Here is a 12,717-nt window from a genome sequence, read left to right as displayed (position 1 = left end):
GGCGCCGACCTCGGCCTCCGCCTGGCACGGCGGCTGGCATCACGGCGGCGGGCATCATGGCGGCTGGCATCACGGCTGGGGCTGGGGTGGACCCCGCATCTTTGTCGGCGGCCCCGCTTATTACGGTGGTGGTTACGGCAACGGTTACGGCTATGGCGGCTGCTACGTGCGTCGCGTGGTCCCGACTCCCTGGGGCCCGCGCTGGCGCCTGATCAACCGCTGCTATTGAACTGACCTGAATTCCTCCCAGACTGCGCCCCGGCCCAAAGCCGGGGTTTTTTTGCCGCTCACGGGAACATTGCTCGATGAATTGCGCCGCCGCATGATCCCTCGGGTCGGGCCCAAGGGCATGCTTTTCGGAAAACCGGCATACACCCCGCGTCGCGTGCAGGCGGGCCTTTTCCGGATCATGCTCTACCAAGCTGCCGACGCGATTTGCCGGATGTCCGCCGCGAGCTGATCCACGCGTTGCGGCTGCGAATCCCACGCGAACATGAACCGGGCGCGCCGCCAATGTAGAATTGCCAGCCGCGATCGCGGAGCGCCGCGGACGCGATAGGCGGCCATCGTGGCGGAAAGCAGGAAAATGGGAGGCTGACGTATGATTACGGACGAGCAGCTTTATCAAACCCTCCCATGTGACGGTTTGACTTGTTTTCGCCGCCGCTGGACTAGGCAGGCGAAATCCTGCCCACAAACGGGGTTGCGTTTGGCGGCGGCTCCGGTGACAACGCCGCATGCTTTCGATGACAGACATATCGGTCCGGATCGCCGGGCGGCTCCTGATCGACAACAGCACGGTCCAGATCGTGCCCGGCGCGCGGGTCGGCTTTGTCGGCCGCAACGGCGTCGGCAAGTCGACGCTGTTTGCCGCGATCCGCGGCGATCTGCCGACCGAGTCCGGCAGCATCACCATTCCGCCGCGCTGGCGCATCGGCAGCCTCGCGCAGGAAGCGCCCGACGGCCCGGAAAGCCTGATCGACATGGTGCTCAAGGCCGACCTGGAACGCGACGCGCTGCTGCGCGAAGCCGAGATTGCGCACGATCCGCACCGGATCGCCGAAATCCAGACCCGGCTTGTCGATATCGACGCCCATTCCGCGCCGGCGCGCGCGGCGGCGATCCTGAGCGGGCTCGGCTTTCCGGCCGCGGATCAGGCGCGGCCCTGTTCGGAATTCTCCGGCGGCTGGCGCATGCGCGTCGCGCTCGCGGCGACCTTGTTCGCGGCGCCCGATCTGCTGCTGCTGGACGAGCCGACCAACTACCTCGATCTCGAAGGCACGCTGTGGCTCGAGGATCACCTCGCGCATTACCCGCGCACCGTGATCGTCATCAGCCATGATCGCGACCTGCTGGACACGTCTGTCGACCAGATCCTGCACCTCGATCGCGGCAGGCTGACGCTCTACAAGGGCACCTATTCCTCGTTCGAGGAACAGCGCGCCACGCGCGAAATGCTCGATGCCAAGCACGCCAAACGCCAGGCCGACGAGCGCAAGCGGTTGCAGGCCTTCGTCGATCGTTTCAAGGCAAAAGCCTCGAAAGCCCGGCAGGCGCAGTCCCGCGTCAAGATGCTGGAGCGGATGAAACCGGTCACTGCGCTGGTGACCCAGGACGTGCGCGACATCTCGTTTCCCACGCCGGAAAAGATGCTGTCACCGCCGATCATCGCGGTCGATGACGTCTCGGTCGGCTACGATCCGAACAAGCCGGTGCTCCATCGCGTGACGTTGCGCATCGATACCGACGACCGCATCGCGCTGCTCGGCGCCAACGGCAACGGCAAGTCGACGCTGGTCAAGCTGCTCGCGGGCAAACTGCCGCCATTCTCCGGCCGGATCACGCGGGCGGAGAAGCTGTCGGTCGGATATTTCGCGCAGCATCAGCTCGATGAGCTCAATCTCGACGGCTCGCCCTACGACCACGTCCGCAAGCTGATGCCGGACGCGCCCGAGACAAAAGTGCGCGGACGCACCGGCGCGATCGGCTTCTCCGGCAAGGCCGGCGACACGTTGGTGCGCAGCTTGTCGGGCGGCGAAAAGGCGCGGCTGCTGCTCGGACTGGCGACCTTCTTCGGTCCCAACATGATCATCCTGGACGAGCCGACCAACCATCTGGACATCGACAGCCGCGCCGCGCTCGCCGAAGCGATCAACGAATTTCCCGGCGCGATCATCATGGTCTCGCATGACCGCTATCTGATCGAGGCCTGTGCCGATCAATTGTGGGTGGTGGCCGATCAAACCGTGACGCCCTATGAGGGCGATCTCGACGAGTACCGGCGGATGGTGTTGTCGGCGCGCGACACCGGCCCCGCCTCGCGCAACCGCGGCAAGGAAAACGTCAAGGAAAACGTCAAGGAAAACGCCAAGCCCGGACGCGGCAAGAGCGAAAAGCCACTGAGAAGGATTGCGGAAGCCGAAGCCGAGATCGCGCGCATCGGCGGCATCATTGCCAAGATCGATACCGCGCTGGCGCTGCCGGATTTGTTCACGCGCGACCCGAAGCAGGCGGCGCAACTGAGCAAGGCGCGCGCCGGCGCCGAAAGCGCGCTGCGGCGCGCCGAGGAAGCATGGCTGGAGGCCAGTTCGCAATACGACGAAGCGGCGGGTTGATGTTGTTTTTGACGCGCACTCAGCGACTCAGGTCGCCGCCGGCTTCTTCCTGGGTTTTGCCGCTTTCGGCTGCGGCGCCGGCTCGGCGCCGCGCTCGATCGATGTCAGACGCCCCGCGGTAAAGGTGTAGATCCCGGCGCGCGGCCCGCGCGAATAGTTGACCACCGCCACTCGCTCGCTGCGCGGATTGTTCGAGAGGTTGACGCTGTCGGGCGCGCCGATGCCGCGGACGACGTCGCATTCGGTATGGCCGAGCGCGACGGTTCCCGTCCTTTGCGCCGACGGGCCGCCGGCGGCACCATCCGCCAGCGCGTTGGCGTCCGCCGCGCCGGAGGCCGGTGCCATTCCCGGACAGGCGCCGTCGGCACTGACCAGATCCTCGGCCGGGACCGGCTTGTTCGGGCTGAGCGGCGGGGTTTCGATCGAAATGTTCCGGGTGAACACCCGGCCTGAGCGCGAGAACCAATCCGCATCCTTCGACAGAATGTCGGACTGAAAAATGTCGGCCCCGCCCGCACAGCCCGATATCATCGGGGCGAGCATGAGCCACGCCAGCATGGCTTTTCGACTGTGAGTTCCGTCACGCACGATGCATCAGGCTCCCGCCTCCAAAACCCTTTCGGTTCCGATTTAATCAGAACCGAAAGGGCTTTAGTTTTTCTTGCGACGCGCTTCGTTCACGCGAACCGGTATCCATTTCGCTCGAAAACGCTCTAACTGCTTGTACGAACATCACTTTGCGGCACGACCGTGGCTGCCCGCCAAGATGCCGGCAGAAACCGCTGATTATCATTAATCGGGCGATTCCGCTATTGCCGGCGTTGCCATCGGCCGCGCTCGTCGGCCTGCCAATAGGTGACCTCAAACCCGAGCGCCTTGCAAGTCGTCCAGGCGTCGCGCGCCGCGGTCAGCGCTTCCGTGTCGTCACCGTTGAAGACCAGAACCACGCGGTCGTAACGCTCGCAATCCGCCGGCAGCGCGGCGTTGTCGATCAGAAAGCGGACATTGGCCCGATTCGGATTGCCGTCCTCGACCGAGAGCAGGATCGGCTGATCCGGCGCGTCGGCGGCGCGCCAGGTCGCATGCGGCAAAAACGAATCCTCGCTGTAGGTCCATAAATGGGCGTCGAGCGCGTCGGTGCGCTCCTGCGACGTCGATTGCACGACAACGCGCCAGCCGCGCTCCAGCGATTTTTCCAGCAACGGCGGCAGCACGCTTTCCAGCGACATGTTCTGCAGATGGTAGAACAGGACTTCCGTCATCCGATTTCAGCTATTTTTTCTGGCTTCGTAATAATCCGCGACCAGCCGATCCAGCAGGCGAACGCCGTAACCGGAGGCCCAGCTGTGACTGATGTCGGATTTCGGCGCCCCCATCGCGGTTCCCGCGATGTCGAGATGCGCCCATGGCGTGCCGTCGACAAAGCGCTGCAGGAACTGCGCGGCGGTGATCGAACCGCCGTTGCGAACACCGGCGTTCTTGACGTCGGCGAATTGCGAATCGATCAGCTTGTCGTATTCGGGACCGAGCGGCATGCGCCAGACGCGCTCCCCGGTCTCGAGCCCGACCTTGGTCAGCCGTTCGGCCAGTTCATCGTTGTTGGAGAACAGACCGGCGTGCTCGGTGCCGAGCGCGACCATGATGGCGCCCGTCAGCGTGGCGAGATCGATCATGAATTTCGGCTTGAACTTCTTCGCCACATGCCAGAGCACGTCGGCCAGCACGAGGCGGCCCTCGGCGTCGGTGTTGATGATCTCGATCGTCTGACCCGACATCGAGGTGACGATGTCGCCGGGACGCTGGGCGTTGCCGTCAGGCATGTTCTCGACCAGGCCGATGGCGCCGACGGCGTTGACCTTGGCTTTACGCGCCGCAAGCGCATGCATCAGCCCGACCACGCAGGCCGCGCCCCCCATGTCGCCCTTCATGTCCTCCATGCTGCCGGCGGGCTTGATCGAGATGCCGCCGGTATCGAAGCAAACGCCCTTGCCGACGAACGCCACCGGCTGATCGCCGCGCTTGGCCCCGTTCCAGCGCATGATCACGGTCCGGCCGGGCCGCGCCGAGCCCTGGGCGACACCGAGCAGCGCCCCCATGCCGAGTTTCGTCATCGCCTTGACGTCGAGGATCTCGACATCGACCCCGAGTTTTCTGAGCTGGCTGGCGCGGCGCGCGAATTCTTCCGGATAAAGCACGTTCGGCGGCTCGTTCACGAGCTCACGCGCGATGATCACGCCATCGACGACATGGGAATCGGGTGCGAAGGCTTTTCGCGCGGCGGCGACGTCGTCGACGGCGATCGAGACGTCAGCCCGCACGGCCTCGTTCTCGCCGTCTTTCTTCCTGGTCTTGTAGCGGTCGAATTTATAGGCGCGCAGTCTCATGCCCGACGCGACCGCCGCCGACTGATCGGGCTGCATCGCCCCATCGGGCAGTTCGGCGACCACGGTAACGACATCGCTGCCGGCATTCAGCTTGCCGGCGATCACGCCGCCGAATTTGAGAAAGTCATGCGGCTTGATTTCGGAGGGTTTGCCGGTACCAACCACGATCAGGCGTTGCGCCTTGATCCCCTCGGGCGCCAGAATGTCGAGCGCGGCACCGCTCTTGCCTTTGAACTGGTTGGCGGCCGCCGCCCGCTTGACCGTATTGGCCGCTGTCCCCAGCGCCTTGCGGGCGGCTGCGCCTGATTTCAGCGAGTCGTCGCAAAACACCACCAGAATGCCGCGGGGTGGTGCGGAAAATGGGACAAAGCCGACCTTGACGGCGTCGGACATAGGCAAATCCTCCAGAATTAGGGTTGTTGCCGGGGTCGGGAACCGCCCCGCTCATTCAAAATGTTTCCGGTGCCGGTTCCGGTCAGAACTGAATCGGCCTTTTTGGCACTATGGCCTGTCAGCCGCCGCGCTGCCAAGCGGTGCCGTGGCCGGGAGGCCACATCGGTCGAATAATTAACCAGCGGACGAAGGTGCCATGCCGCGGCCATTTTGATGACGGATCAAAGGGATGTTAGTGAGAGAGTTGACGGCTCGACGGTTAACGGCACGATCAGAGGGGAACCCGGCTTCGGGATTGGTCGAACGCCACGCGTCAAGCGTGTGAGGTGGGATCGCGCGGTAACGATGGGGTCGATCGACAAGTATATTTTCCGCACGACGCTTGCGTCGTTTGCGCTGGTCCTGGTCAGCCTGACGGGCGTGATCTGGATTACGCAGGCGTTGCGCGGCATCGACCTGATGACCAGCCAGGGCCAGACCATCGTGACCTTCCTCGGCATCACCAGCCTGGTGATCCCGGCGCTGGTGCAGATCATCGCGCCGATCGCGCTGATGATCGCGATCTCGCACACGCTGAACAAGCTCGCCACCGATTCCGAGATTATCGTGATGAACGCCGCCGGCTTGTCGCCATTCCGGCTGTTCCGCCCTTTTCTGTATGTAACCTGCGTGGTGGCGCTGATGGTCGCCTTTATCGGCGCCTATCTCGCGCCCGACGGTCTGCGCCGGATCAAGCAATGGGACGCCGAGATCACCGCCGACGTGCTCACCAACATCCTGCAGCCCGGCCGCTTCGCCCAGCTCGACCAGAATCTGACCATCCGAATTCGCGAGCGTCTGCCGGGCGGCGTGCTCGGCGGCATCTTCGTCGACGATCGCCGCGATCCGAAGGAACGCGTCACCATCATCGCCGACCATGGCACGGTGCTGAAGAACGACAGCGGCTCGTATCTGGTGCTCGAGGACGGCAATCTCGAGCGTTTCGAGACGGGCAAGCGCGATCCCGCACTGGTGGCGTTCGGGCGCTACGCGTTCGACATGTCGAAATTCTCCAATCAGGGCCGCGATGTCGCTTTGGGGATTCGCGAACGCTATCTCTGGGAACTGCTCTGGCCCGCGCCTGACGATCCGGTCTATCAGCAATTGTCCGGCCAGTTCCGCGCCGAGCTGCACGACCGCTTCATGGCGCCGGCCTATCCGTTCGCCTTCGCCGCCCTCACCTTCGCGTTTCTGGGCACGCCGCGTACCACCCGCCAAAGCCGCAACTTTTCGATCGGCAGTTCGATCCTGGCCGTGTTCGGTCTGCGCATGGCGGGATTCGCCTGTTCCGTGATCGCGGTGAAGACGCCGGCCGCGGCGCTCGTCCAGTATTTGATGCTGGTCGTCGCGATCGCCGGGAGCGTCTGGATGATTCTCGGCGGCATCGTGGTGGAGCCGCCGCTGGCGCTGACCGAAGCCATCGACAAATCCAACGCACGCATCGCGCGGCTATTCGGACGGCCGGCCACAGCATGAGCATGATGACCAACACGCTCGGGCGATATTTTGCCGGCCGCTTCCTGGTCTCGGCGGTAGGAGTGTTCGCGAGCATCTTCGTGCTGCTCGTGCTGGTCGATTACATCGAAATGGTCCGCAAGACGTCGGGCCTGGTGTCGGCATCCGCGATCATGGTGGCGGAGACGTCGCTGTTCCGCGTGCCGCAATTGCTCGAAAAGATGATGCCGTTCTGCGTGTTGATCGGGGCGATGACCTGCTATCTCGCGCTGTCGCGGCGGCTCGAACTGGTGGTGGCACGCGCCGCCGGCGTCTCGGCTTGGCAGTTCATCGCCCCGGCGCTGGCAAGCGCGATCCTGCTCGGTATCGCGGCGACGACCGCCTACAATCCGATTTCGGCGAACCTGCGCGAGCTCTCCAAGCGGATGGAGGCGGAACTGTTCGGCTCCGCGCCGGGCGGCGGCGTTCAGGATGCGTCCGGCTTCTGGCTCAATCAGGTCAACAATGACGGCCACTCCATCATCAACGCGGCCCGCAGCGAGCAGCAGGGCGTCCGGCTGACGGGCCTAACCGTGTTCCGGTTCGATCAGGACCTCCAGTTCCGGGAGCGAATCGAAGCGCGCGAGGCCACCCTCGAGGAGGGACGCTGGGTGTTCAAATCGGTACGCAGATACTCCCTCGACAAGCCGCCGGTCGACCAGGACAGCTACTATTTGACCACCACCCTGACCCCGGCCCAGGTCCGCAACAGCTTCTCCACCCCCGAGACCGTGTCTTTTTGGCAACTACCGAACTACATCCGATCATCGGAAAGCTCGGGGTTTGCGACCGCGGGATACCGGCTGCAGTACCACAAGCTCATCGCACAGCCGTTTTTGCTGGCTGCGATGGTGATGTTGGCGGCTTCCGTCAGCCTTCGGTTCTTCCGGTTCGGCGGCGTGCAAAAGATGGTTTTAAGTGGCGTGGGCGCGGGCTTTCTGCTCTATGTTTTGTCGAAGGTAACCGAGGATTTGAGCAAGGCTGAGTTGATGCATCCCATCGCTGCGGCGTGGCTGCCCGTGAGCGTGGGCGGTCTGACCGGTTTTTTGGCCTTGCTGTACCAGGAGGACGGGTAGTGGCCGTTGTCGCCGCCCGCCAGTTGATGTCGCCCGCGGTCGGGCGGCGCAGTCACCTGCGCCGCCACCGAACCCGCTTGGCCGCCGTCAGCAGCTCCCTGGTTGCGCTGCTGGTCGGGTTTGTTCTGACCCAGGCGCTTGGCCTTGCCCTGACCACGCCTGCCTCGGCGCAAAGCTTCACCTACAATCCAAGGCCGCCCAAGCCGCCGCGACTACCCGTCAACAACAACGGCCAGATGCTCGTGCAGGCCGTCGAGGTGGATTATGACTACAACAACCAGCGGGTATCGGCGGTCGGCAATGTGCAGCTGTTCTACAACGGCACCGGCGTCGAGGCCGACAAGGTCATCTACGACCAGAAGACCAAGCGCCTGCACGCCGAGGGCAACATCCGCCTGACCGACGCGGACGGCAAGATCACCTACGCCAACGTCATGGATCTGAGCGACGATTACCGCGACGGTTTCGTCGATTCGTTGCGCGTCGACACCGAAGACCAGACGCGAATGGCTGCGACCCGCGCCGATCGCACCGGCGGCAATTACACCGTGTTCGAGAACGGCGTCTATACCGCCTGCGCCCCCTGCAAGGACGATCCCAGGAAGCCGCCGCTGTGGCAGGTCAAGGGCGCGCGTATCATTCATAACCAGACCGAGAAGATGCTGTACTTCGAGAACGCCCAGCTCGAGTTCTTCGGCGTTCCGATGGCCTATCTGCCGTATTTCTCGACGCCCGATCCGACCGTGAAGCGCAAGAGCGGGTTTCTGATGCCGGGCTTCACCACGGTTTCGGCCTACGGCGTCGGGGTCGAAATCCCCTACTATTTCGCGCTCGCCCCCGATTACGATGCGACCTTCAATCCGCGTTTCACGACCCGCCAGGGCGTGCTGTTGCAGGGCGAGTTCCGGCAGCGCCTGATCGACGGCTCGTATCAGATCCGTGCCTATGGCATCGATCAGCTCGACCGCGGCGCCTTCGCCGGCCGACCCGGCGACCGCCAGTTCCGCGGCGGCGTCGAAACCAGGGGCCAGTTTGCGCTGAACGATAAATGGACCTGGGGCTGGGATGGCGTCCTGCTGTCGGACTACACCTTCATGTCCGATTACCGCCTGTCCCAGTACAAGGATCCGCTGGGATCGTTCCTGAGCCTGCCAACGGAAGCGATCTCGCAGCTCTATCTGACCGGCGTCGGCAATCGCAGCTTCTTCGACGCGCGCACGATCTATTACCTCAGCTTCTCCGGCAAGCAGAACCTGGTTCCGGTGATTCATCCCGTCATCGACTACGCGAACGTGATCAACAGCCCGATCTTCGGCGGCGAGTTCGGCTACAAGACGAACTTCACCAGCCTGACGCGCGAGACCGCGGCGTTCGACCCGATCACGACCCTGGCCAACACCAACGGCCTCTGCACGACGGCGTCCGCCGATCCGCTGGCGCGGCTTCCGACGCAGTGCCTGCTGCGCGGCATGCCCGGCACCTACACCCGCTTCACCGCCGAGGCGCGATGGCGGCGGTCGTTCACCGATCCCGCCGGTCAAATCTGGACGCCGTTTGCGATCGTCCGCGCCGACGCCATCGACGCATCGATCTCGAACCAGCCGGGCGTCTCGAATTTCCTCCCGGTCGGCGATACGCAGGCGCTGCGCACGATGCCGACCGTCGGCCTCGAATATCGCTATCCCTTCATCAACGTTCAGCCCTGGGGCACCACTACAATCGAGCCGATCGCGCAGATCATCGTTCGTCCCAATGAAACCTACGCAGGAAAGCTTCCCAACGAGGACGCGCAGAGCCTGGTGTTCGACGCCAGCAATCTGTTCGCCGTCGACAAGTTCTCAGGTTATGACCGTGTCGAGGGCGGCGGCCGCGCCAATGTCGGCGTGCAGGCGACCACCCAGTTCGATCGCGGCGGCAGCGTCAATGTGCTGTTCGGGCAGTCGTATCAGCTGTTCGGCATGAATTCCTTTGCGGTGGCCGATGCGACCAACACCGGCATCGATTCCGGCCTGCAGAATACCCGCTCCGACTATGTCGCCCGGGTCAATTATTCGCCCAACCGGACCTTCACGTTCAGCGTGCGCGGACGCATGGACGAGGCGACTTGGAACGTCAACCGCTTCGAGGCCGAGGGACGTGCGAGCTTCGACCGCTGGTCAGTCAGCATGATGTACGGCAACTACGCCGCGCAGCCGGAACTCGGATACCTGACCCGCCGCGAGGGCCTGCTCGGCAGCGCGTCGGTCAAGGTCGCGTCGAACTGGGTGGTGTCGGGTGCCGCAAGATGGGATCTTGAAGCCAACAAGCTCAATCAGTACATCATCGGTGCCGGTTATGTGGACGACTGCTTCGTGCTGGCCGCCAATTACGTCACTTCCTACAACTATTCCGCCGGCACCACGCCGCCGGTACTCAGCCACGCCTTCATGCTGCAGATCGGGCTGCGGACGCTTGCGACCTCGTCCTCATCGGCCGGAAGCGGCGGCATCCAGTAGAGCCGGCTTCGAGATGACCCGGAATTTCCCGGACGTCGCGACCCCCGTTCGAATTGTCTGACACGGCTGACATGACCATGAACACGGCACCTTTGCTGCATCGACTTTTCTCGCTGCTGTCGGATTGCGCCGTCGCGCTGGCGCTGCTGCTCGCGGGCGGCGTGCCGCTGCGCGCGCAGTCCGTGGCCTGCATGGTCAACGGCGACCCCATCACCAATTACGACATCGAGCAGCGCACCAAGCTGAACTTCCTGACCACCCACAAGCAGTGGACCCGGGACGAAGTGATCAACGAGCTGACCGACGAGAAGGTGAAGATCAAGGAAGCCAAGAAATACGGGGTCGACCCCACATCCTCCGATATCGAACAATCCTACGGCGCCATGGGTACGCGGATGCGGATAACGCCCGAACAGCTGACCAAATCCCTGGAGAGCCGTGGCATTCGACCCGAGACCCTGAAGGCCCGCATCAGGGCCGAGATGGTCTGGACCAGCCTGGTGCGCGGCCGTTACAAGGAGAGCCTGCAGGTCGGCGAAAAGGACGTCGCCGCCGCGGCGCAGGAGGGCGGCGAGAAGACCGAAACCGAGGCATTCGAATACAAGCTGCAGCCGATCGTCCTGATTGTCCCTCGCGGTTCGGCGCCGGCGGCCATCGAGACGCGGCGCAAGGAAGCCGAAGCCCTGCGCGAACGCGTCCAGACCTGCGACGAGGCCAATGCGCAGTTCAGAACCATGCAGAATGCCGCGATCAAGGAGCCGGTGACGCGGACCTCGGCCGACATTCCGCCGGTTCTTCGTGACGTGCTCGACAAGACCCCGATCGGCCGTCTGACCGCGCCGGAGATCACCAAACAGGGCGTGGAAATGGTGGCGCTTTGCGGCCGCAAGCCGACCACGGTCGATACGCCGAAGAAAAAGGAAATCCGGGAAAAGATGTACGTCCAGAAATATGAGGCGAAGTCGAAAGCCTACCTGCAGGAAGTGCGTAAGGCCGCGATGATCGAATGTCGTTGAAGCATGCCAAAGCCCCTCGCGCTGACATCCGGCGAACCCGCAGGCATCGGCCCCGACATCGCCCTCAGCGCCTGGCTGCGGCGCGACGAACTGAGCCTTCCGCCCTTCTATCTGCTCGGCGACCGCGCCTTCTTCGCCGAACGGGCGCGTGCCCTTGAGCTGAAGGTCGAACTCGCCGATTGCGCGCGCGAAGATGCGCTGACCGTGTTCCCGCACGCGCTGCCGGTGGTGGCGACCGGCCATCCGGCGACCGCGCGGCCGGGCCGGCCGGATGCGACCAGCGCGGCGGCGGCCCTGGCCTCCATTCGACAGGCGGTCTCCGACGTCAGGGCCGGACAAGCGAGCGCCGTCGTCACCAACCCGATCGCCAAAAGCGTGCTCTACCGCGCCGGATTCCGCCATCCCGGCCATACCGAATTTCTCGCCGAACTCGCGGCCAATGGCGGCCGGCCGCCGCAGCCGGTGATGATGCTGTGGTCGCCCGCGCTCGCCGTCGTGCCGGTGACGATCCATCTTTCGCTGCGCGATGCGCTCGCGCTTCTGTCGAGCGATCTGATCGTCACCACCGCCCGTATCGCGGTAGCGGATTTGAAGGCCCGCTTCGGCCTCGCCCGTCCGCGCCTTGCGGTAGCGGGCCTGAACCCGCATGCCGGCGAGGACGGCTCGCTGGGAACCGAGGATATCGAGATCGTCGCACCGGCGGTCGAGATCCTGCGGCGCGAAGGCATCGATGCCAGGGGACCGTTGCCGGCGGACACCCTGTTCCACGCCGCCGCGCGCAAAACCTATGACTGCGCGATCTGCATGTATCACGATCAGGCGCTGATCCCGATCAAGACCATCGCCTTCGAGGACGCCGTCAACGTCACGCTGGGCCTGCCCTTCATCCGCACCTCACCCGATCACGGCACCGCCTTCGACATTGCCGGCACCGGCAGGGCCGATCCGTCGAGCCTGATTGCGGCGTTGCGGCTCGCCGCGCGCATGGCCGCGGCACAACCCGCATGAGCGCGATCGACGATCTGCCGCCGCTGCGGGATGTCATTCGCGAACACGCCCTGTCGGCACGAAAATCGCTCGGGCAGAATTTTCTGCTCGATCTCAATCTCACGGCGCGGATCGCCCGTAGTGCCGGTCCGCTCGAAGACGCCACCGTCATCGAGGTCGGACCCGGTCCCGGCGGGCTGACGCGCGCGCTGCTGGCG

The 12,717-nt window shown here is 64.2% G+C and carries 11 protein-coding genes; 8 read left to right on the top strand and 3 right to left on the bottom strand.

Features of this window, described 5'->3' with window-relative positions; genetic code table 11:
- Positions 1–229: hypothetical protein (locus WCE35_RS02275; RefSeq protein WP_424591716.1), on the top strand; the 229-nt coding region annotated here is incomplete at its 5' end.
- A gap of 508 nt (positions 230–737) precedes the next feature.
- The gene (locus tag WCE35_RS02270) at positions 738–2,615 is read left to right on the top strand and encodes an ABC-F family ATP-binding cassette domain-containing protein (protein WP_424591715.1); all 1,878 of its coding nucleotides are present in this window, start codon (positions 738–740) and stop codon (positions 2,613–2,615) included.
- A gap of 27 nt (positions 2,616–2,642) precedes the next feature.
- Here WCE35_RS02270 and WCE35_RS02265 read toward each other — a convergent pair whose 3' ends face one another.
- The 3 genes from WCE35_RS02265 to WCE35_RS02255 form a co-directional block, all read right to left on the bottom strand.
- Positions 2,643–3,173: a hypothetical protein gene (locus WCE35_RS02265; RefSeq protein ID WP_424591714.1), complete on the bottom strand. Its 531-nt coding sequence runs from the start codon at positions 3,171–3,173 to the stop codon at positions 2,643–2,645.
- A gap of 251 nt (positions 3,174–3,424) precedes the next feature.
- A complete protein-coding gene (locus WCE35_RS02260; RefSeq protein ID WP_424591713.1) occupies positions 3,425–3,877 on the bottom strand; it encodes a DNA polymerase III subunit chi in 453 nt (150 codons plus the stop codon).
- A 6-nt stretch (positions 3,878–3,883) separates the two neighbouring features.
- Complete coding sequence (locus WCE35_RS02255) at positions 3,884–5,392, bottom strand: leucyl aminopeptidase (RefSeq protein ID WP_424591712.1); 1,509 nt, start codon at positions 5,390–5,392, stop codon at positions 3,884–3,886.
- Positions 5,393–5,737: 345 nt separating this feature from the next.
- Between WCE35_RS02255 and lptF the strand changes: the two genes are divergently transcribed.
- From lptF to WCE35_RS02225, 6 genes are all read left to right on the top strand, one after another.
- Positions 5,738–6,907 carry an LPS export ABC transporter permease LptF gene (lptF, locus tag WCE35_RS02250; RefSeq protein ID WP_424591711.1) on the top strand — a complete coding sequence of 390 codons (1,170 nt, stop codon included), beginning with the start codon at positions 5,738–5,740 and terminating at the stop codon, positions 6,905–6,907.
- A complete protein-coding gene (lptG, locus tag WCE35_RS02245) occupies positions 6,904–8,001 on the top strand; it encodes an LPS export ABC transporter permease LptG (RefSeq protein WP_424591710.1) in 1,098 nt (365 codons plus the stop codon). The genes lptF and lptG overlap by 4 nt, the downstream gene beginning before the upstream one ends.
- 26 nt (positions 8,002–8,027) lie before the next feature.
- On the top strand, positions 8,028–10,496 hold the full coding sequence (locus tag WCE35_RS02240) for an LPS-assembly protein LptD (protein WP_424591717.1): 2,469 nt from the start codon (positions 8,028–8,030) through the stop codon (positions 10,494–10,496).
- 77 nt (positions 10,497–10,573) lie between these two features.
- Positions 10,574–11,512, top strand: a complete 939-nt coding sequence (locus WCE35_RS02235) for a peptidylprolyl isomerase (RefSeq protein ID WP_424591709.1) — start codon at positions 10,574–10,576, stop codon at positions 11,510–11,512.
- Between the two features lie 3 nt (positions 11,513–11,515).
- Positions 11,516–12,520, top strand: coding sequence for a 4-hydroxythreonine-4-phosphate dehydrogenase PdxA (gene pdxA / locus WCE35_RS02230; protein ID WP_424591708.1), 1,005 nt, complete (start codon positions 11,516–11,518; stop codon positions 12,518–12,520).
- The coding region (locus tag WCE35_RS02225) for an rRNA adenine N-6-methyltransferase family protein (protein WP_424591707.1) at positions 12,517–12,717 on the top strand (201 nt) is incomplete at its 3' end. The genes pdxA and WCE35_RS02225, both read left to right, overlap by 4 nt.

The sequence above is a fragment of the Bradyrhizobium sp. genome, from assembly GCF_049691595.1.
Classification (GTDB): Bacteria; Pseudomonadota; Alphaproteobacteria; order Rhizobiales; family Xanthobacteraceae; genus Bradyrhizobium.
Note: the sequence above shows the minus strand (reverse complement) of the source record. Positions and strands in the feature narration are given on the sequence as shown.